At 32.1% G+C, this 25,528-nt stretch carries 24 protein-coding genes; 1 reads left to right on the top strand and 23 read right to left on the bottom strand.

Annotated features, from left to right (window positions below; translation table 11 throughout):
• Positions 1–92: 92 nt before the first annotated feature.
• From C7390_RS11190 to C7390_RS11275, 17 genes are all read right to left on the bottom strand, one after another.
• Positions 93–959 (bottom strand): class I SAM-dependent methyltransferase, encoded by an 867-nt coding sequence (locus tag C7390_RS11190; RefSeq protein ID WP_318295682.1) that lies wholly within the window; start codon positions 957–959, stop codon positions 93–95.
• A gap of 353 nt (positions 960–1,312) precedes the next feature.
• Positions 1,313–1,777, bottom strand: coding sequence for a class I SAM-dependent methyltransferase (locus tag C7390_RS11200; protein WP_090140824.1), 465 nt, complete (start codon positions 1,775–1,777; stop codon positions 1,313–1,315).
• Positions 1,774–3,675, bottom strand: coding sequence for a hypothetical protein (locus tag C7390_RS11205; RefSeq protein WP_055177027.1), 1,902 nt, complete (start codon positions 3,673–3,675; stop codon positions 1,774–1,776). Before C7390_RS11205 ends, C7390_RS11200 begins: the two co-directional genes overlap by 4 nt.
• A 12-nt stretch (positions 3,676–3,687) precedes the next feature.
• Positions 3,688–4,746 carry an NAD/NADP-dependent octopine/nopaline dehydrogenase family protein gene (locus tag C7390_RS11210; RefSeq protein ID WP_055177024.1) on the bottom strand — a complete coding sequence of 353 codons (1,059 nt, stop codon included), beginning with the start codon at positions 4,744–4,746 and terminating at the stop codon, positions 3,688–3,690.
• Between the two features lie 4 nt (positions 4,747–4,750).
• The gene (locus C7390_RS11215) at positions 4,751–6,004 is read right to left on the bottom strand and encodes an ATP-grasp domain-containing protein (protein ID WP_055177021.1); all 1,254 of its coding nucleotides are present in this window, start codon (positions 6,002–6,004) and stop codon (positions 4,751–4,753) included.
• A gap of 2 nt (positions 6,005–6,006) precedes the next feature.
• Entirely contained in the window at positions 6,007–7,134 is a 1,128-nt protein-coding gene (locus C7390_RS11220) for a DegT/DnrJ/EryC1/StrS family aminotransferase (protein WP_055177018.1), read from the bottom strand.
• A gap of 125 nt (positions 7,135–7,259) precedes the next feature.
• Positions 7,260–8,510, bottom strand: coding sequence for a glycosyltransferase (locus tag C7390_RS11225; RefSeq protein ID WP_116444212.1), 1,251 nt, complete (start codon positions 8,508–8,510; stop codon positions 7,260–7,262).
• 29 nt (positions 8,511–8,539) lie between these two features.
• Positions 8,540–9,580, bottom strand: a complete 1,041-nt coding sequence (locus tag C7390_RS11230) for an NAD-dependent epimerase/dehydratase family protein (RefSeq protein WP_055177007.1) — start codon at positions 9,578–9,580, stop codon at positions 8,540–8,542.
• Positions 9,581–9,583: 3 nt separating this feature from the next.
• Positions 9,584–10,300, bottom strand: a complete 717-nt coding sequence (locus C7390_RS11235; RefSeq protein WP_055177004.1) for an IspD/TarI family cytidylyltransferase — start codon at positions 10,298–10,300, stop codon at positions 9,584–9,586.
• Positions 10,301–10,316: 16 nt separating this feature from the next.
• The gene (locus C7390_RS11240; protein WP_318295683.1) at positions 10,317–11,195 is read right to left on the bottom strand and encodes a LicD family protein; all 879 of its coding nucleotides are present in this window, start codon (positions 11,193–11,195) and stop codon (positions 10,317–10,319) included.
• A gap of 32 nt (positions 11,196–11,227) precedes the next feature.
• The gene (locus tag C7390_RS11245) at positions 11,228–12,133 is read right to left on the bottom strand and encodes a LicD family protein (protein ID WP_055177001.1); all 906 of its coding nucleotides are present in this window, start codon (positions 12,131–12,133) and stop codon (positions 11,228–11,230) included.
• 1 nt (position 12,134) lies between these two features.
• Entirely contained in the window at positions 12,135–13,643 is a 1,509-nt protein-coding gene (locus C7390_RS11250; protein WP_055176998.1) for a CDP-glycerol glycerophosphotransferase family protein, read from the bottom strand.
• A gap of 7 nt (positions 13,644–13,650) precedes the next feature.
• Complete coding sequence (locus C7390_RS11255) at positions 13,651–14,541, bottom strand: LicD family protein (RefSeq protein ID WP_055176995.1); 891 nt, start codon at positions 14,539–14,541, stop codon at positions 13,651–13,653.
• A gap of 21 nt (positions 14,542–14,562) precedes the next feature.
• A complete protein-coding gene (locus C7390_RS11260; protein ID WP_055176992.1) occupies positions 14,563–15,624 on the bottom strand; it encodes a pyridoxal phosphate-dependent aminotransferase in 1,062 nt (353 codons plus the stop codon).
• Between the two features lie 14 nt (positions 15,625–15,638).
• Positions 15,639–16,988: a Gfo/Idh/MocA family oxidoreductase gene (locus C7390_RS11265; RefSeq protein ID WP_055176987.1), complete on the bottom strand. Its 1,350-nt coding sequence runs from the start codon at positions 16,986–16,988 to the stop codon at positions 15,639–15,641.
• A 68-nt stretch (positions 16,989–17,056) separates the two neighbouring features.
• Positions 17,057–17,962, bottom strand: coding sequence for a LicD family protein (locus C7390_RS11270; RefSeq protein WP_055176984.1), 906 nt, complete (start codon positions 17,960–17,962; stop codon positions 17,057–17,059).
• Positions 17,963–17,974: 12 nt separating this feature from the next.
• Complete coding sequence (locus tag C7390_RS11275) at positions 17,975–18,988, bottom strand: glycosyltransferase family 2 protein (protein ID WP_055176981.1); 1,014 nt, start codon at positions 18,986–18,988, stop codon at positions 17,975–17,977.
• Between the two features lie 250 nt (positions 18,989–19,238).
• On the opposite strand from C7390_RS11275, the gene C7390_RS11280 reads away from it, so the two are divergent.
• A complete protein-coding gene (locus C7390_RS11280; protein ID WP_090140836.1) occupies positions 19,239–20,210 on the top strand; it encodes a glycosyltransferase family 2 protein in 972 nt (323 codons plus the stop codon).
• Here the strand turns inward: C7390_RS11280 and C7390_RS11285 are convergent.
• From C7390_RS11285 to fliS, 6 genes are all read right to left on the bottom strand, one after another.
• The gene (locus tag C7390_RS11285; RefSeq protein WP_055176975.1) at positions 20,207–21,265 is read right to left on the bottom strand and encodes a tetratricopeptide repeat-containing glycosyltransferase family 2 protein; all 1,059 of its coding nucleotides are present in this window, start codon (positions 21,263–21,265) and stop codon (positions 20,207–20,209) included. The genes C7390_RS11280 and C7390_RS11285 overlap by 4 nt on opposite strands.
• 16 nt (positions 21,266–21,281) lie before the next feature.
• Complete coding sequence (locus C7390_RS11290; RefSeq protein ID WP_055176972.1) at positions 21,282–22,427, bottom strand: glycosyltransferase family protein; 1,146 nt, start codon at positions 22,425–22,427, stop codon at positions 21,282–21,284.
• A 71-nt stretch (positions 22,428–22,498) separates the two neighbouring features.
• Positions 22,499–23,311 (bottom strand): flagellin N-terminal helical domain-containing protein, encoded by an 813-nt coding sequence (locus C7390_RS11295; RefSeq protein WP_055176970.1) that lies wholly within the window; start codon positions 23,309–23,311, stop codon positions 22,499–22,501.
• Positions 23,312–23,526: 215 nt separating this feature from the next.
• The gene (locus tag C7390_RS11300) at positions 23,527–24,339 is read right to left on the bottom strand and encodes a flagellin N-terminal helical domain-containing protein (RefSeq protein WP_055176966.1); all 813 of its coding nucleotides are present in this window, start codon (positions 24,337–24,339) and stop codon (positions 23,527–23,529) included.
• A gap of 206 nt (positions 24,340–24,545) precedes the next feature.
• Complete coding sequence (gene flgN / locus C7390_RS11305) at positions 24,546–25,022, bottom strand: flagellar export chaperone FlgN (protein WP_116444213.1); 477 nt, start codon at positions 25,020–25,022, stop codon at positions 24,546–24,548.
• A 69-nt stretch (positions 25,023–25,091) separates the two neighbouring features.
• Positions 25,092–25,469 (bottom strand): flagellar export chaperone FliS, encoded by a 378-nt coding sequence (gene fliS, locus C7390_RS11310; RefSeq protein WP_055306886.1) that lies wholly within the window; start codon positions 25,467–25,469, stop codon positions 25,092–25,094.
• Between the last annotated feature and the right edge of the window lie 59 nt (positions 25,470–25,528).

The following is a 25,528-nucleotide window of genomic DNA, read 5'->3' on the forward strand; positions in this document are numbered from 1 at the left end:
AAATGTATATATTTATAGAGCATCTCATAAAAGCATAAAATATACAATTAAAGCACATCTCAAACAATATTTAGTTAAACATTTTTAACAATCTACGCTTGATAAGATGAATTTATAAATAAGAAATAATATTCATCTCTCTCTTTATAGTTCCATATCATTTTTTTACATACAAACCCCTCCTCAAACATATCAGTTATTAAATTCGATATATAATATGGTTTAATACCAAAATTCATATATCCCGCATCTGTAACTTTATCATCTAATCTTATAAATCTCTCGTTTCTCGTCTTGCTTAAAATTACATATTTAGCTTTATTAAGCTCTTTAATAAATTGTGGCACATCCTCAACATAATCAATTACACCTGCAATATAATACAGATCAACATCTATTTGTGGCAATCTGCTTTTGTTTATATCACACACAATTGTATCATCTGTTCTTTTTTGATAATCCACACCATAATATTTAATATTATGTGATAAAAATTCCTTCAACAAGCACTCACCGCACCCTATATCCATAACAGATTTTACATCACAAGGTATTAATTGTGCTAAACTACTAGCTCTCCTTTGCCACCCTGCACGCTGTCTTGCCAATGCATTATTGTCTTTTTCTTCAAATTCAATCCAATTTTTATCATCATACACTTTATAATAAAAATTACTATCTAACTTCCAACCATTAAAAAAATGCTCATTTTCCTTCAATCCATATTCTTCTAACTTAATTTTTATTTCTGTATATCTTCTTGTATCATTAATAATAACAATTATATTGTCTATATTTTCTTCTCTTAAATGACTATAATCATATACCTGTTTTTTTAATCCGTCATAACCAAATTCTCCTTCTTCATCATCCAAAAAATATGATAGTTTCTCAAACCTATCCAACGTATACAATTTTTTTGCCCATTCTCCTGTCGGACAACCAATTAATTTTTTCATAATCATTCACTCTCTTTCATTTAATTTAAATTATACATTACACATCTTTTATTTACGTGCCACAATAAAAGCATAGCCCCAGCCATTTAATTGTCGTTTATATATCTTCTTAACTGACAGCAATACGCATATTTTACTAAAGAATAAATACAACTTGCTTTTATTGCATTCTATCCTACTCTTATTTTTATAAAATAATTTTGCTATTCTTCTTTCAAACAACATTCTGTGAACATTAAAATCTATTCGAAAAGACTCGTTATTTTTATATATAAAACCTTTATTTTCTAACTCTGCAACATATCTTTCAAATGTTCTTCTTTTCCAACCACTGCCTTGCAATTCATATGGTGCTATTTGTTCACATATACACAATACCCCCCCACTTTTAATTTGTTATATGCGTTTTGTATTAATTCATTTACTGTATCATCAGTTATATGCGCCAAAACGGCTACAATATATATCATATCATAACTCTCATCACCTTTAATTCCATCTCCTGAACATTCAAAATTCACATTAGAATACTCTTTACATCGCTCTTTCGCTACTTTTAACATTTCACTTGAAATATCAACCCCTGTGAATTTATAATTATCATTATATAATATTCGTAAATATTCACCATCTCCGCAACCTAAATCTGCTATTTTTTTCACTTTATATTTTTTTATTAGTCTTCTTAGTGTTCTTATAATTATTTCTCTTCTTTTCACATAATAAGGTGCTGCTGTAATCGTATATAATTTTTCACCTTTGTATTGATATTCCCTTAATGCACGAGCAGACCAATAATCCTCATTCTTCTCTATCATAGTCTTTTATCTCCATACTTACTTTTAAATATATATTCTGCCTTTTTAATATTTTCTATACACTTATTTATTCTGGAATCAACCGACATTATTAAACCATCTTTTTCTATTGCTAAACCACCATTACTCATTTGAATCTGCCATTGTTTAGCCATTTTAAACTCATCAGAATCTAACCATAATTGTGGTACAGGAAGCCACCCAGCCACAAATGCAATATAAAGTCCTTTTGCAGAATATAAGTTAGGAATACTATTTTCCATTACTTTTAATAATTTTCTTGTATCATTTTCAAGCTGCATCATTCTTACTGCAATTTTATCTTCTGCCTCTGTAATAATATCTAATTCTTTTTTCTTATTCCTATATTCATGCAATGCTTTACGAGTAATTTTTATACTATCATTTATTATATCCGGTGTTGCCAAATATAAAGCCTCACTGTAACTTACCACATGAATTATTTCTGGATTACATATATTATACGGATCAATATCATCCATCATAGCAGTAACTGCTGCTAATTGAATCTTCGCCTCTTCAATATCAGGTTTAAAATAATCCAATCCAGCTCTCGTCTGAAATATTACTCTAAAATTACTATCTTCTAATTCTTTAATCAGCTTCAGCACTACTCTTGATTTTGCAAGATCCTGTATTCCCCAGGTGCTACGTGGCGTATTTAACATATTTTGTAATATAAAATATTTAACACCACATTTTTTTGCCATTTTCGCTGCCAAAACTTCTGCCAGTATATATGTTACGTCATCACAACCTCGAAATGCAAAATGATGTGACACATTTGTCTCAACCGGTGTATTATTAAACGCAACATATTTCATTGTATCAATATGTTCATTTAGATTTTGATACAAGTTATTAACACCTCTTCCATCTAACTCATCAAACCACCATAATGAAAGAGCATGCCAGGCAATATGTATTGTTCTTTCGTACATTTCAGCCATATTTCTAACATTTTTTGTTGCTGAATATGTCCTTACAAGCATAGGTTTTGCTGCATTCCAAATATCTATATATTCTTTTTCTGAATTGACAGGTACTCCTCCTCCATTAATTTTACCACTCCAATTTTCACCAAAATTAGATTGTGATAACTGTGACGAACCTATCGATAATATATCCAAATATCCTGAATTGGCAAGTATCCTGCACCATTCTAAATACTGTTTCAAACAATCTTCTCTTGTCATATCTGGTGAATATGGACCTGAATGTGCCCTTATTAATGGTGCAAATCCACAATTAAATCCATTATCTAATCGCTTGATTAATGAATCTGTTGTTTTTCCATAATCACTATATTTCTTTTTATCTAAAGGTTTTTCATTTTTATAAGCACCATCTGTTATAATACTTTTTCCAAATTTCAATATTTCACGATCATATTTACAGCCTGACACAATATTTTCTGGCATTTCTTCTTCAGGTACTCCCATTACCGCCAGTGTTTCTTCTGCTGACTCTCCACCTTTAAATGTACTAATTCTTCCGTTATACTCTTTTTCTATCATTTCACAAGCAGGCTTTAATCCAGCAAAATATATGCTCTTGACTACAGCCTCTAAACATTCATAGCATCTTTGATCTTTTAATAGTGTAACAAAACGACCTACTATATTTACAGCATCATTAGGATCTAAGCGATATGAAATACCAATATGTTTTATTTCATTTTCTTTAATCCATTCTACAATTATTTTTTTACTTTCTTCACTTTCCAAAGATTCCAAGGCTCTTTCTTCTCTTGCCGTTGACATAATCACCGTATACCCACAGTCTTTTAATAGCGCTGCTGCTGCATATACTCCCATCGTATGTGCATCAATCAGTGTTTTTATTAATCCAAATTTTTCATTCTTTTGAGCTTTCATAATTCAAACCTCTTATTTTTCACTATATGATTTTATAATGCACAATGGAAATGTTCTTCCACTTTTTCTAAAATCTGTTTCATATACCGCATTAGCTAATTCAATAATATTGGTAATATGTGGAGTTTCCACTTTTAATTCCCTTGCAATATGTTCTATTGGAACTAACCCATTAGGAACATCTTCTAGTATATATCTGCTATTCAAAGATGGAGGTGCATCAATTTCCTTATATGCACAATTATTTTTTATGCACTCATATAAGTTATCACCTGTTATCTCATATGTTCTTCTAAGCCAATCAGCTACTGTTTCTATAGAATACCCTATTTTATTCGCAACTGCTAATCTTTCACCATCCATTTTTTCAAGATATTTTGCAACAGTTTTTGATATTCCATCATAATAATATTTAAATGCAACTTTATCATTTTCAATCCAACCAATATTCATAAGTACAGGTGCGCAATGTAATATCATTCCTACATTCGACAATGAGATTCTCATTATACTATCATCTACAAGAAAATATTTCTTTAATGAAGCCGGCATTTTGTCCATTACCATATGCATATTACAATTAGACAATCCTGCTATCTTAACATCTTTTTTCATTGCAAATATAGTTACCTCATTCAATTCACTTCTTCTACAAGTATAAACAATTGTCTGCGTTTCTGCTATCTGTGGCAGTTCTTTTACTCCACATTTTTTTAATTCTTCTGCAAAATGTATTGCCCCAAATGTTCTTCCTGGATTAAGCACTATAATTGTTTTTTTATTAATATACGGTGCAATCTTTTTGGCTATATCTGCATATGCATTACTTGGAACTGTCACTAATATATAATCTGAAATTACCTCTTCTATTATATCTGAAGCCTTTTCAATTTTTGCAATTCCTTCTATTTCACCTAAACAATGTATTGTTCCATCATTTATAACATCTTTTATATGTTCTCTTGTTCGATTCCACAATGTAACTTTTTCACCATTCAGCGAAAGGTATGCTGCCATGGCAAGTCCCTGATGACCACCACCACATACAAAATATGTCCGTTGTTCTTCCATTTACTTATCCTCTTATATCAAAACATTCCCTATACATTATGTCTTTCCCATTAGTAGCTATGATTTGGGTCATTTCCAGTAATTTTTTTCTTTTCTCTAATATTTCTTCAACAGACTCTGCTTCTAATAACACTCCCATAACTCTATCGCTGCTTATAAGTCGCTGTCTTATTTCAGAATTTTTTTCTTTATATTGAAAAAACTCTTTTATAATATCTTCCTGCTTTGCTTTTTCAAAGCCATCAATTCTTTCAATCACTCCATTATAAGCATATATATAATCCATTTCATATAACTTTTTCTTATTTGATAACTTAATATCCGAATTAATGTTATCAACCACAAAATCTGTATACAATTTCATTATATCTACATCTGTAATATATTCTATAAGTTTATATTTTGAACCTCCTCCCATTCTGGCACTGAATTCTAATACGAATATATCATTATCCTGAACAATAGCCTGAACCAGCATTGGTCCATCTTTTATATCAAATGTTTTACTTATTTTTTTTGATATTTCATATATCTGATGTTGTAAATCATACGAAATGTCATCTATTGAATAAAAGCTTTGATATATTGTAAATGCCCCTGTCCCTGCATTCATTTTATTAGTTTTGGTAACATCTAAAATTAATGGTTCATATTCTTTTACCCATATATCTATTGAAATTTCATACCCACTTAAATACTTTTCCACTACAATTTTGCTGCTTCTGCTTAGGGAAAAAGCTGTATCGACTGCACCTTTTAACTGTTCTATATTCTCAACTTTTTTAACGCCCTTTGAGCTGTTGCAATCACAAGGTTTCACTACATATGGAAAATCATTAAACTTTTGAAATTCCTCTTTATCTATTTTGTTTTCATATAATTTATACATTGCTGTTGGAATGTTATTTTCTTCAAACCTTTGTTTCATATAAAACTTATTAGTTACACTTTCTGCACAAGCTTTAGACAAATAAAATGGCATATGCAACTTTTCAGATACATTGGCTACCGTTAGTAACGCCTGGTCAGTGCATGCAGTAATAATAGTATCAACCTGTTCTGTCTTGGCAATATCATATATTGCTTGTTCATCTAAAGTACTTACTTGCATAAAACAATCCGCTTCCTTTTTGGCTGGAGGATTATCCAAATAATCTGCAAGAATAATATAGTATTTTTTTTGTTTTAATTCATTAATTAAGGCAATTTGATCATATCCCCCGGCTAAAACAAGAGCTTTCTTTTTATTATTATTCAAAATTAATCTCTCCCAATATTAACATATTCATATATACCATCAATTACTCTATCCATTTCACTCTTCTGTATATCTTCATAAAATGGAAGAACCAATATTTTATCAGATAGTTCTCTAGCATTGTCTAATTGATTATTTCTATATTTATTCTTAAAACAAGCTTGATCAGCTGTTATTGGATAAAAATATTTTCTTGAATAAATCTCTTTACTGCGCAAATATTTGTATAACCCATCCCTTGATATACCATCTGTTTTATTATCTACAATGATTGGATAGTAAGCATAATTAGTTACTACATTATCTATTTTATTAAACAAGTGAATATCTTTTAATTCACTTATTTTTTCATTATAATAGCTACATCTTTTCTCTCTGGCTTTTATCGTTTCATCTATATGTTTCAAATTACAAAGCCCCATAATAGCTGAAAATTCATTCATTTTCGCATTAGCACCTATTGAAACTACTAGTTCCTCGCCACGTATACCAAAATTTTTCAAATTATATAATTTATCATATAATTTTACATCCGAAAATGTAACAGCACCACCTTCAATGGTATTAAAAACCTTAGTTGCATGAAAGCTAAATATACTGGCATCACCATAATTGCCTATGCCTTTTCCATTGTACTTAATTCCAAAGGCGTGTGCTGCATCATAAATAACTTTTAAATTATATTTGTCTGCTATTCTTTGAATTTCATCTACATTACATACATTTCCATATACATGTACCGGAAGAATTGCCACTGTATTTTCTGTAATTAAATCTTCTATTTTAGTTTCATCTATTGTTCCATCACTTTGTTTTATATCACAAAATACCGGTTTTAACCTGTTCCTAACGATTGCATGTGTTGTAGATATAAATGTAAAAGGAGTTGTTATAATTTCTGAACCCTCGGGAAAATCAAAAGCTTGAATTGCAAGTTCCAAACCCATATGTCCATTTACCATTAATGATAAACTCGGTACCTCAAGATAATTCTTTAATTTTTCTTCTAACTGCTGATGATATGTTCCCATATTTGTAATCCAATGCGAATCCCATAATGATTTTATTTCATTTACATATTCTTCAAATGGTGGCATTGATGGTCTGGTTACTAATATTTTATCTTCCATGATTTTCATCTCCATTTATTAAATATTCATTTCTAATATTTACATAGTCTCTAATGCTTCATTAATTAACATCGTCATCTTATTCGCACCTAAATCTGACAAGTGCTTTCTGGTCTTATCCTATTCTATAATATCGACCATATAAAATCAGAAAAGCCATTATCTTTTAAGGAGTTCTCTATTTCCTCCTGATATCTCTTCTTTATCGCAATTATCACTCCTATATCATCCTTATTACCTTTTACATCTTGTAAATGCAGTACCTTTTTACCATAAAATACTCCATTGGTGCTTTGATTATTTGAAATGACATATCCATCAAATTTCAATCCTCTTTTATGCAGAAATTCTGTTATAATCCCAGACACATCTCCTGTTCCCATCACATATATTCTATTATGCTGTTCTACATATTGTGACATTCTTTCAATTTCTTTTTTATATTCATATTTATACTGTATTAATTCATTCCAATATACCGCAACATCAAATAACAATCTATCATTTACAATATTTTTTAACTCTGATAAAGCTTCATCCTTAACTTCATTATTTAGCAGAAAGAAAGCTGCCCCTTTATAGAATCCATTTATAATACCATCTACCTGTTCTTTATATTCATTCTTGGTATATATATTTAACTCAGTGAAAAAACGTGCCATATCTAAAGAAAATGTTATATAATTTTCTAATTCATTAATTTTTTTTGACCACGATCCTGCTGTCATATATCTATATACAGACATAATCCTGTTAAAATAATGTATTTTCCCTTTTGTCGCACAATATATCATTAATGTCCAATCTCCTATACTACATTCATTAAAAGGCTTGTCCATTATAAACATATTTTTTTTCATAATCATAGAAGCTGTTGGAAAACAATTTTTCTTATGAATAAGTATTTCCTGCATTGATACATCCTTATCCTCATCAAAACCATCTATAGCTTGCATTTCTCCTGTTCTGCAATCATAACATATTCCGTTATGTGCAGTCATAACGCAATCCCTGTGATTTTCTAAATAATCAAGCTGCAATTGAACCTTATAGTTATCAATCCAATAATCATCACCCTCACACCAGGCTAGATAATCACCTTTTGCATAATTTTCTACAATATTGTAAAGCTCATCTTTAAGCTTTTTCTCTCTATATTTATTTTTCTGTTCATAAAATACCTTAATAATATCAGGATAGTTCTTTTCGTACTCTTTTAAAATATCTATAGTCCCATCTGTTGAAGCATCATCGTGAATAAGTATTTCATATTTGTATTCAGTTTTTTGATTTAAAAAGCTTTCTATTGTTCTTCTAATATAATCTTTATGATTATATACTACACATAAAATTGTTAATTTTACATTATTTTCCATAGTCTTCTCCTAATATTATTAAGTGTTTATTATTTTAATATATTAAGCACACTTCTAATTCCTTCTTCTATTCCATATAACGGCTTCCACCCCAGGTTATATAGCTTTTCTGCATTCAATATCTGATTTCTTATTGGACTTCTATTAGCAATATCCCGATTAGTTGGATTTTCCATTATAACCTTTGTACCGGCTATTTGAGCTATTGTTTTAGCAAAATCTGCTATAGTCAGCACACTATCAGGATTAGAACAATTATATGCCTCTGCGCTTTTACCATTAATTAATGCTGTCAATATACCAGCAGCACAATCTGCAACATAGCAATATGAACGCATCTGCTCACCAGAACTTTTTAATACTATGTTTTTTCCTTCTATAGCATTTCTTATAAACTGGGCATTAGCCCTGTTATCATTCTTTGTAATAGTTGGACCGTACGTATGACAGGGTCTTACTATCACCACATCAGTTCCATATTCTTTATTATAAGAAACGCCGAGATTTTCTGTCGTTCTTTTACTCAATGGATAACAGGATCTTGACATAAGAACATCTACATTTCCAAGCTGTTCTTCTTTAACTCCATTTATATCAGCACTTATATTCCCGTATACTTCACCCGAAGAAACGTATAATACCCTTCTTGTGCTGTGCTTTCTTGCATACTCTAATATGTTATATGTACTGTTTACATTACCAACTATTGTTTCCACCGGATTATTAGCAAAAGCTGTAGGATATGCATTACCTGCTGCGTGTATTATATAGTCAATATCCATATCAAATTTTATGTCTTTTAACATATCATATTCTACATAATGTACTTCACATGGACACTGGCTAAATCTTTCACTATATCTATCATTATTTCTGCACGCAGCATACACGCATATATTAGCATTATATATATGACTATATGCCAGTATTGTATCCACTATATATGAGCCAATAGTCCCTGTTGCACCTGTCACTAATATCTTTTTGTTTTTTAACTGTTCTATTCCTACTGTCATATCTATGGTATTTTTTAAATCTTCCATATAAACAGCATTATTATATATATTCATATCTTATCCCTTTAACCAGTCAGATCTTTTTGCCAGTAACAATGCTTTAAATATATCTATATCATCAACTGTCGTTAACTTTATATTCTTTTCAGAACCTGCTGAAAAATAAACCTGCTCACCCATTTCTATCTTAAGCGTACACGAAGCTATTGAATTAGTTATTCCTGCTTCAAGCGCCCTCTTGTGTAAATCACATATATCACCAAGATAAAATCCTTGTGGTGTCTGTGTTCTCTTTAGATTATCCCTCGGATAACTTCCTGTTGAAATTTTACCATCTTCAGTACTTAACATAGCTTCTGCACAAGGTATTGTAGCTATAGCACAACCATACTGCTTTGTCTTAACTATGCAGTCTGATATAATCTCCTGTGATACCATCGGTCTGATTGCATCGTGAATAAGCACTATATCATCTTTATTAAAATGCTGCGCAAGTTCATATACGCCATTTCTTATAGAACCTTGTCCATTATCTCCACCTTTTACAATATATTCCAACTTGGATATATTAAACTGATTAGCATACGCTCTTAATACCTGTTCCCAGCCTTCAAGACAAACTACAGCTATACTGTCTATATCCGCGTGATTTTGAAATGCTTCTAATGTATAGACTATTACTGGTTTTTCGTTAACTGTAAGAAACTGCTTAGGTATGTCCTGATGCATACGTACACCCGAACCACCTGCTATTATTAATGCAATATTTGCCATATTATCACCCCTTTTGTTATATATTTTCTTTTTTATATCTATCCTGTATTTCCTGTAACGTAATTTCTTTAGTTAATATTTTTGATGCAGCAACATTTAGACTATTACGGTCTTCTTCAGGTGGTGGCGTCATATAATCACCATATAATAATGTAAGATATCTATCATAATCTTTTATTGCTTTAAACTTCATACCTTCAAATTCCAGCTCTATATATTCTGAAAAACATTCTGCTGGCATTCCATATTTACAATCCTTTTTAGGATATGGATAAAGTAAATGACTTACAAGTTCTGTATCTTTCTTGTTACATTTATATGCAACTGCATTTCTCATCTTAAATACTACATTTCTAGGAACTCTGTACAAAAGATTATATATACTTCTAAGTAATATATTATTCCCCTTATCCTTACCTATTTCTGAATATAATATTTTTCTAAGCAGAACATTGTATATATAAAATAAACTCCTAGCTATTTTATTATCAGGTACATTATCCACAACAAATACATCTATGCATATTCCTGTTTTATATTTTAAATGCTCCTGCCCACTTCTTACATATTCAGTATCTTTATGTCTTAATTTGGCATAGCCCCATCTATAATATGGGTCTGTCCTATATTCCTGTAAAAAGAATTCATTCCTTTTTAATTCTTTTTTACAAGCTCTGTAAAATTTAGCGTATTCATGTCTTGTAAAGATAACATCTGCATCTTCATCCCACGGAACGAATCCTTTATGTCTTACCGCTCCTAACAGTGTTCCTCCATCAAGAGAATAATTTATATTATATTTTCTACATATTCTATCTACTTCAACAATTAACTCAAGCTCATTTAACTGTAGATTTCTATGCTGTTCATCTGATAACTTTACAATTGTATTCATTATAAATTACCTCTTTCTAATCTGTGGAAACTTTAATTACCACGCATTTCTTGTATTATTTTATCCTGTTCTTTATAAAATGGATAATTATGAGTAATCTCCTTAATTGGAGTCATATAATTATCTCCGAATTTAATTCTTAAAATTTTATCATATTCCCTAGGTACTGGCACTGTTACTGTTTCAAACGGAATTTCAATCAAATCATCAAACCATTCCTTAGGAAAATGAAAATTATTCTGCCAGATTAATCTCCATATTCCAGCAACTTCATCTGCATCTTCCGGACCATATATACTGCATAATTTCTCCGCTAATCTAAGTAATGCTATTTTAAGAGGAACTGTCCTATCTATTGCAGTACCTGTTAACTGCTCTACCTGTCTTATATAATCATCTACATCTTCTTTAGAAATATCTGGAGATGCAACATTTTCAATAGCTCCTAATATAATATTTACAACTTCTATATGAAGTTCTCTTTCTTCCTTATCTCTTGACAGATAATCAAGTGGAAATATATCAATGCCCAATACATATGGACAACCATGATATTTTTTCATTCTGGCTTCATCATCAGATATCGTAGTCGAATTAACAACCCTTACGATTAATGAATCATACTCTGGTTCTAAATCCATACATAAAATCTTATATTCCTCTGGCAGTTCATCTTTTCCATACTTAATAAAATTCTGTAAGTCATCTCTTTTCATTCCGATATCGATATCATCGTCCCAGGGTATAAATCCTTTATGTCTTACCGCCCCCAATAATGTCCCATAATCTGCAAACCACTTTATATTATGTCTTTCACAAACCTTGCGTATCTCTTCCATAACTTCTATTTGACCTGCCCACGCACGCTTCATCATTGACTGGACTTCAAATCCTTCTCGAATTTCTGTTTCAAAATAACTATCTGGAAATACTGCCATTCTAAATTTCCTCCTTAATGAGCTTTTCAGAAAAATATCTATAAATCTTCTCTCCACAAGTGCCATCTAAATTTTCTGCCAAGTTCCTGCTCTCAACAATTTCTTTCTCTGTTACATTTTCTAAATTATCATTTACAAGATCATCCAAAAAATTATTAATTGCATATTCTTCTGACTCTCTGGCTGCAAAATACGCATATACAGATGGCTTACTAAATGCCTTATCTGCTGGTAAACTGCCTTTTGAATTATCATATATAATATTACTATTTAACAAATAAATAGGTTTCCCTAATACCTCAAACATATTGATAACGGAGCTGTAATCAGAACCTATATATGCATCTGAATATATTATTGTATTGGATACATCTCCTGTTTTGTCATATATTCCATAATCGCAACTGATAAATTCATTTATTAATGCATTATAATCTTCTATCAGCTCTACTCTTAGTGATTTAATTGTTGCTTCCAGCAATGGATGTGGACGCCATATAATAACAACATCCTTTCTTTGTGAAACTATATCAAATAAATTTCTTAATTTATTAATCAAAGACTTATCATTGCCCTCAAATCCTAACAAATCACTTATAGTTGTATTCAACATAATCTTTTTCTTATCTGCTGATTTTTGAATCCATTCTTCTGGCACGCTGACTTTATCTTTACTATTAATTAATTTATCAAATTTGGGTGAGCCTAAAGCTATTACCTTATCAAAAAATCTTTCTTTCTCACACGATTTTTTAGCTGATTTTGATTGGACAACTATGCTGTCACACCTTAATAATGCTGGCAGCTGCTTATATTGGTCTGATATAAAACCTGAATTAACATAATAAGGAACATACACTAAATGCTTTATATATTTCTTTAATTCCACTGTATAATAATCAGGATGAACCGATGTAACAAGATTATATTTATCAAATGGATTATGTATAAACGCTAAATCCGGCTGCATTTCTCCAAGATTATATTCCTCAAAAGGTACTATCGGTACATTCTTTGGAAATCTAAGTGCATCATAACGTGGCTCCCATTGCCCAGTCTGTCTATTTGCATCAAAATATGGTATTGCAACAACCTTACAGTCGAATCTGTTATCCTTTGCAAATTCAACCCATATACTTTCAAGGCTGTCCCACATATCTGCTTTATATGGAAGAAACACTACTCTATATTTAACCTTAACTTCTTTAATCTGCTTAATAACACTATTAACTATATCATTTATCAGCTTGAAATATTTTTCTATTTCAGCATAACTGTCTGTCTGTGAAATACTATATATAATCTCACAATACTGCTCTAATTCACTGACAATATACTTTAAATCTGAATCATTCTTTTCAATTTCATTTCCAACACTAATAGCTGCTTCCTGACATTTGATAAGACATTCATTCAATTCTTCTTTCGTATTGATGTTTATTATGCTTTTCTGAAAATTCAGCAGCGTATTCAGCAGCTGTAAAATATCTTTTTGAGTCCGGTTAAACATATTATACCTATTGTTCCTTCTTTAAATAATCTGTATATGGTTTAAATGGATCTATCAATGCTCCTTTATGACATCCACCACCCTGTCTTGGTGTCATATAATCTCCATACCATTTTTTTAGCACCTCATCATACCCTGCTGGTACTGGCATCTTAAAGCCTTCAAAATCCATATAAATTGTTTCATTAAATGCTGCTTTGGAAAAATATCTGTCATTGTCTCTTACTTCATCTACATAATATCCAACCATATCTGACTGCCCCCAATTATCTAATGTTAATTGCTCAAATATATGCTCTGCACTTATATAATCATTTGATAATTGGACGACTGTATCTGTGTCCATTGTAAATTTTTCTCCAGCAAGCACCCCTTTTAACATTTTTATAGGATTGTTTATGCAGTCAAATAGTTCTCTTTGAACCTTCTTAAATACTTTATCAGTATTAACACCATCATCAAATTCATCTAACGCATTAATATCTATAAACATTCCCTGATTAAATTCTTTTCCCTTATCTGGAAATTCTATTGCTGTAGTACTACTGTTCCTAAGCTTTGAAAAACACCAGGTTCTGCCACAGGAATTATACCAGTCCTGAAAATAATAAGGCTCTTTAAACACATCTTTTGCAACTAATTTTAATTTCTCATAATCATCACGCATCATACATAAATCAATATCATCATCCCAAGGTATAAACCCTTTATGTCTTACAGCCCCGAGTAATGTTCCATATGCTGCATAATATTTTAAATTATGTTTCCTGCAAACTGAATCAAATTGCTGCCATAAATCGAGTCCAACTGCCCATATATGTTTCATTTCTTCCGACACATAATAATCTGCTCGAACCTCCGCTTTATAAAATGCCTCATCAAGTAATAATTCAGTCATAATCTTCTCTTTTCTAATAAATTATCTATCAATATCCAATAATGCTTCTAAGAACTGTTCCATATACTGTCTTTCACCTGTTGTAACTCTTAAGCATTTTCCAAGTGAGCCAATACCAGAATAAGATTTTATTAATATCTTCTTTTCATTTTTCATCTTATTCACTATTTCATCAGCATCTACATTTCTTGGTTTTATAAATATAAAATTGCCCTCCTTAGCATTAACCTTATATCCATTAGCCACTAACTGGTCAATTATATATTTCTTTCCTGTTAACTGCTTCTCAATCAGATCATCTAACATTCCATCTTTTTCTATTATTGCCTGTGCAAATTTCATTGCAAATGCATTAGTATTATGAGGCGTGCAAAGATTAGCAATCATCTTTACTTCCTGTGGCTGGCCCACAACATATCCAAGTCTTAAACTTCCAAGTGAGAACAACTTTGAAAATGTTCTTGTCAATAATATATGTGGATTATTAACCGCATATTGGATAAATGAGTTATCATAAAAATACATATACGCTTCATCAACTAAAATAGTAATTTCATATTTCTTAGCTGCTTCAAGTATCTTTTCAAATTCTTCATTACTATATGCATTTCCCACTGGATTGTTAGGATTTAACAGCACTAATAAATCTACATCCTCGTTAAGTGCATCTATTATCGTGTCTGCTGATATTGTTAAATCATCATCATATTTAACCTGTATGAATTCTCTGCCATACATCTGTGCATACACCTGATACATAGCATATGATGGAACAACACCGACTATTTTTCCTCCCGGTGCTGAAAATGCTTCAATAATATGTCTTATTCCTTCTGATGAGCCATTAACAAGACATATATTGTCATTATTTACATTTAAAAATTGAGCTAAGCATGTTTCAAACTCTAATGTCTCTGGATACTGTGATACAAACTTTGGTGTAATATCTTTTAATACTTCATCAATAAATTCCTGAGGAAGTCCTCCTGGATTTTCATTTAAGTCTAATCTTAAATACTGTTTTCTATTATTCTGATAAACTATTCTATGTAAATTAACTAAATTGGGGTTCACATAATACATTTACTTTTCCACCTTTAAATAATATTCTTTTTCTTAACAAATTCTTCAACTATTGCTGTTATTGCAATAGATTCACCAGCTGTAAGCTTGTATGACTTTTCTCCATTTCCTCTTATCTTAGCAACGAACTCACTTATTTCATATCTAAGTCCATCGCCTACAAATTTAGGTTCATAATGGTCTATTATTGTTTCATCCTCATACCTTACATCGAATTTCTCTGTAAGCCACCAAGGTGACTGTGCTATAACATAGCCTTTTGTTCCTGCAACTATAAGCTGTCCTTCTGATTTAACCGCCATACCAACCTTTGCAGTTGCCATAGCATTTTCATATCTTATCTGAATTTTTGTATAATCATCTGTACCCAATTCATTATTAATACTGTCAAAAGACACTGATTTATAATCTTTGCCCAATATTTTTATTATTGGCATAAGTGCATTACCACCATATTCAAGAAATGCTCCGCCATACTTTGCATCTGTCCTTTCTCTTGAATTAACAGATGCAATTCTTGAAAAACAGGCCTCCACATCACATATTTCTCCTATTTTTCCACTTTGAACAACATTAAGCAGCTGCTGAAATCCTGGACAATATGCCGCCTTTATAGCTTCCATAAGTACAACATTGTTATCAGAAGCAATATCATATAGCTCTTCACTGTCTTTCTTGGTAAACGCTAATGGTTTTTCACATAGAACATGTTTATGTGCAAGTAATGCTTTCTTTACATAGTCATAATGAGTCTCGTGTGTAGATGCTATATATACAGCATCTACATTTTCCAGAAATCTATCATACTGTTCTGTTTCAATTGCAATTTCATATTCAGAACACTTTTTCTTGAATTTATTCACGCTCTCTATATCCGGATTATAGGCACTTGTAACAATAAGCCCACTTGCATATCTTGCCTCGGCAACAAATCTTTCTGCAATACGCCCTGTTCCTACTATACCCATTTTAGTAATTTTATAATTGCTTCCTCTAAGCATTGTTGACGATATATTAGGTGTCCTATCCAAATAAACAACATCACAGAATGCTTTTAAATAATCAAATGTTCCTACCCAGTCTGAACCAACCGTAAATATATCTACACCATATTTCTGAATGTCCTCTATCTTCTGACCTTCGTGATCTTCAACTATAATCATATCCGCAAAGCCAGTCTTTTTGACATTTTCTATTCTTTTCATAATAGGGTCAACTACATTTATTTTTCCACGCCACTCATCAAAATGTTCTGTTGTAACACCAACTATAAGATAATCTCCTAATGCCTTAGCTCTTTCAAGCAATTTATAATGTCCTTCATGGAACAAATCATATGTTCCATATGTAATAACTTTCTTCATTAATAATCCTCCATGATTATGCATTCAGATTAACTAAATGTATTCTCACAACAATTTACAGCTTATATTTATGTATGCTGTTCCAAATATTCCTGCTGTTTCTTATAAAATGGGTAACTATGTGCCGCTCCCGTTCTCCTTGGTTTCATATATTCTTCACCATAATTAAGTCTCAATATACCATCATACCCTTTAGGTACTGGGACTTTGATATACTCAAATGGAACCCATTCTGTTTCATCAAACCATTCAAGAGGCATAATATAATTCATCTGTCCACGAATTCTTCGACCCATTTCACATAAATAATCTGACTCTTCCCTATTTGATAACATTGCAATATTGTCCGACATTCTCCATAACTGCTGTTTTAATGTATTATCTCTTATAAATTTAGTTTTACATATATCTTCTATCTTAACTAACCTTGACTCTAATTCGCCATTTTTACTCAGCTCTTCATATCTTTGTGCAACGTCATATATAATTCCATAAACAAGCAACTGTGTTTCAGCAAACTCTTTATCTCTCGGAACATAATCCATCGGATTAATATCTATTCCTGCAACATATGGAAAATTGTAGAATTTATTTTGAATTTCCAGAGGCAGAGGCACTTTATTATAATTCATAATCGCAGCGCTTGGCTGACAATGCGTTCCCTCTGTATATAGACTGCTTACATAGAAATCAGTATAAATATCCTTATTCTTAAATATATCCAGCAACTTCATATAGTCTTCTCTTGGCATATCAAAGTCTATATCATCATCCCAGGGAATAAACCCTTTATGTCTTACAGCTCCTAAAAGAGTTCCCCAGGATGCATATATTCTAAGTCCATACTGATTACATATATCCAATAATTCACAGGCAAGTTCCATCTCTACAACCCACGCACGCTTCATCATAGATGAAATCTTAAACCCACATCTTTCTTCTTCCTTGAAATAATTATCATCCAACTCCAGCATCCTTGCTACCTCTTAAATCTTATCAATATATCCAATATACTGCTGTCTAGTAAGTCCACTCTCAATCAGCTTATATAATGCCATCTGTTTAACAAGTATTGCACTATATGGCGACTTCGTTATATCTTTAACCTCGCTTAATGCTTTCTTAGCAAGTGGAACATATCGCTCATAATCTATTGTTATTTCTCTCTGCTTTGCAAAATCAAGAATTTCATATAAATATGTATGAAGAAAATACAGCTTAATCTCCTCATAATATTCTTTAAAATATGAAGTATTCTTCATAAACTCCCAGACCATTAACTGAACCTGGCTATGCTGAAATAAAGTTTCTTTCTCCTTCATATCATTACGCATAGTTCCGTTATTGTTCTGTCTATATATATATAATTTATCGGCCATTTTCACCAATTTATTAGCATAAAAGAGTAATGGATACACAAATAATGGTTCTTCGTATATAACATTTTCTGCAAATGCTGTATTGGCATCAATAACCATTGACCTTTTATACAGCTTATTCCAGCATCCATATGTGAATTTTTCCATAACAAGCATCTTTTTTCTATCGTCTGATGACTTTATTTCAAAATACTCATCAGTCACTTCATTCTTATTAGGAATAATGCCAACATTTTCAAAATAATAATTATAATTAAACTGTACTATATCAGCATCTTTCTCTTTCGCCCTGGAATATGTCTTTTCAAATAATTCCGCTTCCACCCAGTCATCTGCATCAACAAATGCTATATATTCACCGGAAGCATACTTTAACCCTTCATTTCTTGCACCGCCCTGTCTTCTATTATGAGGAAGGTCTATTATTATTATAGATTCCGGATATGCCTTTTCTATTTCATTAAGCATATTCCACGTCTGTCCATCGTCCGTGGAGGCATCATTAACAAATATCAATTCCAGATTATCGATTCCAATGCTCTGTCCTACAAGTGACATAAAGCACTTAGGCAGCCACTTTACGGCATTATAGCACGGAATAATCACGCTTACTTTTTTCATATTTCCTCATTTCTACTACAATATATTTATGGTTAATATTCCTTACACCCAGCAAGGCACCATCCATCTTGTCGCTAATTGTGCTCATACCACTCTTAATTTCTACGCACATTTTATTCTTAACTATTTTTACATATATGTGCAGACACAAAGCCCCATACGGAAATTTATTTCCACACTCATCTCCATTTATCATTAAGTATATGTTATAATAATTTTATCACATATATCAGGGAGGATAAAGTTTAATATGCCAAAAGTATCTGTTATTATGCCAGTTTACAATTCTGAAATGACTCTTATTGACAGCTTAAGCAGTCTTGTCACCCAGACTCTTACGGATATTGAGTTAATTCTTGTAAATGATTACTCAACTGACAATTCACTGAAAATACTTGCTGACTGCGAAGCACAATTTTCTGACAAAGTTCTTTTAATTAATCTTGATGAGAACCACGGTGCTGGCGGTGCAAGAAACATCGGTTTATCGTATGCTTCCGGCGATTATATTGGTTTTATGGATAGTGATGATATCGCAGTTCCTGATATGTTTGAGAAAATGTATGCTAAAGCAATCTCAGGCAATTATGATATTGTTGATTGTGGATATTATAACGAAGCAAAAGATTCAGCCATTGTCCACGCTTCTGATGAATTAACCGGTGAACTCAATGGCTATAAAAGAAGTGAATTAATCGCAAGTGGTGGATATTTCTGGTCAAAGCTTATTAAGAAATCTTTTCTTGACCGCATAGGACTTCAATTCAGGGAACACTGCATACTTGAAGATTTTGAAACACTTATGTATTTATTCGCTACAGCTTCCAGCATAGGCAATGTTAAAGAAATCCTTTATTGCTATAAGAATAGTGCAGCTTCAATCTCTAAGCATATTGACTACAACAACTATTACAATAACGTCATCAGTGCTATTGAAGCAGCTTACAGCCAGTTATCTGTTCTGCCTGATTATACAGATATTCAATATGCTGTTGAATACGGAATATATAATCTATGCTCCTTAGCCCTTAACTGCTGTCTTAATTCCAGCAATTCAGTTCCTGCATACATACTAAAGAACAGAATTACCGATATTAAGAATTATATAAATAAATATATTAAGCTTCCTGTAAAGTCCAATAAATTCATTAATAATAAAATTGATAAACAGGATTTACATTTATTATCTGATATTGATAAGATTATTTCACAGCTTGGCTAATTACAGCCAAGCCTTTTTAATCCTTTTAATGCCGGTTCATAACTTTGACATTTCTTATAACTTAATACCGCCTTTGCTGTATCGCCAAGACACTCATATATAACGCCAATATTATAATCAGCTTTATAACTGTTACAACCATCAATCTTACATAATTTATATGACTTAGCCTTATTAAATTCCTCTATCGCCTTATCAAACAATCCATTGTTCATATATGCAAGTCCCATTAAAAATACATAATCTGCACTTACCGCAAACTCACTATATATATTCTGAAGAAACATCATTTCAGGAATTCTCTTCTCATTAAGCAGTGAATATCCATATGTTTCAATCATATCCTGAACATACTCAAGCTTTGGATCTAAATCAAAGGATAAGCCCTTTTCAAAATTCCCAGATGCATTTTTATAATCTCCCTGCATATAATAGCTCTTACCCAACTGGTAATATATATATGCATCCGGACCATTTTCTTTTAATTCAAGCTCTAACAGCCTTATGTTACGCTCTGCCTTTTTCTTCTTATTATCAACGCTTCCCATATATCCTGAATGACCAACTGTTATCGGAACATCTACGGCTGTAACTACATTTTTATCAATACTTACAACCTGCTCGTGGATTCTTCCCTCATAATGACACCGCTTTCTGTTAAACAGGCGTGTTATTCTCTCTACACCCCTGGTCAATTCATTATCATAATTAATATTATTAATTAGTTCTATTTTCCCCGTACAATTCACTGATTGATTGCTTATAATAGCAGCTACTTCATCTATATTCATCTTTTCAATCCATTCATCGCTGTCAAGTACGAGAATCCAGTCATTACCTGCAAGGCTGATTGAATAATTTCTCGCCTTTGAAAAATCATCACACCACTTATAGCTGCCACTTATATCTGCATATTTATCAATAATTACAGATGTATTATCTGTTGAACCAGTATCAACTACAACTATTTGTAAATTATATTTTTTTAATGAAAGCAGACACTTTTCCAGCTTGTCTGCTTCATTCTTAGTAATTATACATACTGATATATCCAATATTATCCCTCCAATACTAATCAACACCTAATATATGCTTCAATACATAAATGTAATCAAACTTTTTAACAGCTCTATGACCATTAACAGCTATTTCCATCCTTTCTTTTTCGTGGCACATATAATAATCTATCTTATTAAGCATATCATTCTCACCAGTAAACATAACCAGTTCTTCACCATTTTTAAATAACTGTTCAATATCTTCCTGATAATTAGTAAGGCAGAATCCTCCTGCACCTAATATATCATATACTCTGAGCGGAATACCTGTAGTAATTGAACGAAGGGTTATATTTAAATTAATTCTGGACTTTCTGAATATTACTGGCATTTCACTATAATAATCTACACCACTATGAATATCAGCATTAGCAATATCTAAATCCCTGCTTCCTGTAAATATATCCACCATATATTTATCAGCTATCTTTCTTAATAAATTGACCCTCTCAACTCCTGTCACATATTTATTAATCTGGGAAGACAGCACATGTTCGTGTGGCACAGCAATATTATCCATATCAGCACACGCTGCATATAAATATTTATCTACGAACTCACTATCCACAATATCATTAATTATATTGTATCCATATATTTTTTGCTGTGCATTAGCAAGTCCATTAATGTAGCCTTCATAATATGAAGATACATCTTTGCTCATCAATACACTTTTCAGGTCAGGATTCATATTTCCCACAAAGCTTATATCATACTCATAGCTTGTATTATCAATATCTTTTCCTAATTGCCTGTCAAGCCTGTCTGTATCAACTGCAAGACTTGCATACTGTATATTACCCATACCATATTTTGATAATAATTTAATCCCATCTCTCTCAAACAAATATATTTCATTGCATTTATTATATATTGCCTTGGAATATAACGTATAATTAGGCCAATCATATATCCACGAAATATACGTTATTCCATAATTACTGCATGTATCTGATAACATAGGAAGAAAATCAAACGATATAACAACATCTATTCCATTAGATAATATGTCTATAACTTCATACTCAACTTCTTTGTTATCCCCAATATACTCCTTAACGCTATGCTCTATAACAAACACTTCATCTGCTAATATATCAAGTGCTTTAACCATATCCTTCTTGGAATTCTCATACCAGCTACAATATAATACCTTCATCGAAACCTCATTATAAAAAAGGACTGCCAGATATAATGACAGTCCTTGTATTAATATATATTCTTTTAATATTACTGAAGAAGTGAAAGAACACCCTGTGTAGCCTGATTAGCCTGTGCAAGCATAGACTGTCCAGCCTGTGCAAGAATGTTATTCTTGCTGTATTCAACCATCTCTGTAGCCATATCCACGTCACGGATACGTGATTCAGCTGCTGATGTATTCTCACTTGTTGTGTTAAGGTTGTTAATTGTATGCTCAAGTCTGTTCTGAATAGCACCAAGCTTAGATCTCTGAACAGATACTGAATTAATAGCCTTCTGAATAGCTGCCATTGCTTTTCCTGCTGATGAGAATGAGCTAACCTTAAGTCCGCTAATCTTAAGTGAAGATGCATTCATATTATCAATAGAAATTACAATACTCTGTCCTGATAATGCACCTACCTGCAGCTTCATATTTTTGAATGTACCATCAAGTAAGTTCATTGAGTTGAACTGAGTTGTTGAACGGATTCTATCAATCTCTGATGTAAGCTGATCCATCTCCTTCTGAATAGAAGCTCTATCTGTTGATGTATTAGTATCGTTAGCTGCCTGTGTTGCTAATTCATTCATTCTCTGTAAGATTGAATGTGTCTCGTTAAGAGCACCTTCAGCTACCTGTACTAATGAAATACCATCCTGTGAGTTAGAAGCAGCCTTGTCAAGACCTCTAATCTGGCTTCTTAACTTCTCTGAAATAGAAAGACCTGCTGCATCATCTGCGGCTCTGTTAATTCTATAACCTGATGATAACTTCTCTGTTGACTTAGCCTGTGCACTTGTTACTCCACTTAACTGTCTGTTAGCGTTCATTGCTGTAAGATTATGCTGTACTACCATTAATAATTCCTCCCTGAATGTCTTACTTATCCTTAAATATATATTGTAATTAATAAAATGTATATAAGTCTTCCAAAACTTAACTGCAATATATATCGGATATTTTGATATAGACTTAACCCCTTAATTTAAAAATTTTAAAAAAGGCTGTGACAATAACAAATACTTGTTAAAGTCACAGCCTCTATGATAGTATTATAACTTCAACTACCTAATTAGCCTAAGAGTGAAAGAACACCCTGATTAGCCTGATTAGCCTGTGCAAGCATAGACTGTCCAGCCTGAGCAAGAATATTGTTCTTGCTGTATTCAACCATCTCTGTAGCCATATCTACATCACGGATACGTGATTCAGCTGCTGATGTATTCTCACTTGTTGTGTTAAGGTTGTTGATTGTATGCTCAAGTCTGTTCTGAAGAGCACCAAGCTTAGATCTCTGAGTAGAAACTGAATTAATAGCCTTCTGAATAGCTGCCATTGCCTTTCCTGCTGATGAGAATGAGCTAACCTTAAGTCCGCTAATCTTAAGCTTAGAAGAATTCATATTACCAATTGAGATAGAAATCTTCTGTCCTGATAATGCACCTACCTGTAATTCCTTTCCTGTGAAAGAACCATCAAGTAAGTTCATTGAGTTGAACTGAGTTGTAGAACGAATTCTATCGATTTCTGATGTAAGCTGATCCATTTCCTTCTGAAGAGCATTTCTATCTGTTGATGTATTAGTATCGTTAGCTGCCTGTGTTGCTAATTCGTTCATTCTCTGAAGAATTGAATGTGTCTCGTTAAGAGCACCTTCAGCTACCTGTACTAATGAGATACCATCCTGAGCATTAGAAACAGCCTTATTAAGACCTCTGATCTGACTTCTCATCTTTTCTGAAATTGAAAGACCTGCAGCATCATCACCAGCTCTGTTAATTCTGTAACCAGATGATAACTTCTCTGTTGACTTCTGCTGTGCACTCTGAACTCCACTTAACTGTCTGTTAGCGTTCATTGCTGTAAGATTGTGTTGTACTACCATAATAGTTTCCTCCTTGAATTCTTGGTGGCGTCCCTGCCACCCATAATTAAATTGTTCAGGATTGCTCCTGTTATATATTATATCGGACTGTTGTTTATTAACTTTAGCCCTAATATAAACTTATTTTAATATTTTTTAATGCAAATGTCAAAATACTGAAATATACTTATTACCTAGCTGCATTAAAATATTGGTAAATATATGTATTATTTCTTCTGATCCATAAACTGCGGTTCAGAACTTACCCTGCTCATATTCTGATAATACTTATTAGCCATACTTACACTTCGCTTGGCTGTCTTAGCATTATCCTTTAACTGCCTGAACTTAATATCAACTCTGACTTTGTTTCTTGATTCCTGTGCCTGTATAGTAGCACTTAAGGATGTAGCTTCTCTTATAAGCTCCTGTAATCTAATTACTAATTCCTTATAATCAGCCTTATACTCTTCTACATCTTCTTTTACTCTGTCAAATACAGCTTGAAAGCCCTCATCTAGTGAATTAAGCTCATCTATATATGCAGCTTTACTCTCCATATTACTCTGAAGCTTATCTCCATCAAATTCTTCATCATCAAGTAAAGCACTCTGTTGCTCATTCAGCTCAGATACTTTCTTAAGTATCTCTATCTTCTTAAGAAGACTGTCTATCATTATCTGAAGATAATTCTCTGTAATCATATACTATTACCACCATCTTGATATCATAAAGGTATAGTTAAATCACTATTTGACTATACCTTTATATTATTAATTACCGGCTTTTGCCATAACTTCTTTCCAAGTATCTCTCATTCCTCTTAATTCAACTAATGCCTGATCAAGAACTTGTGTATCTTTCTTCATATTAGCATCAACTAAAAGGCTGTAGATATACTTGTACACATTATCAAAATCCTCTGCTACCGGGTATTTACGATTAAGTGTTGACTGAAGCTCTTCTATAATCATCTCTGCCTTTACTATATTAGTATGTGCCTTTTCTGTATCATTCTTTTCTATTGCAACCTGAGCAATATTACAAAACTTAATTGCACCTTCATATAATAATAACGTAAGCTCAGCCGGTGTCGCTGTTAATATCTTATTGCGGTTATACTGCTGTGCCATATTCTGATTATATATCATAACTTGTCCTCTCTCCTGATGTCATAAACACCTTATATTCCTATTACCATATTATCCTT

Origin of the sequence: Bacteroides galacturonicus (assembly GCF_003096855.1) — a bacterium.
Taxonomy (GTDB): Bacteria; Bacillota; Clostridia; order Lachnospirales; family Lachnospiraceae; genus Lachnospira; species Lachnospira rogosae.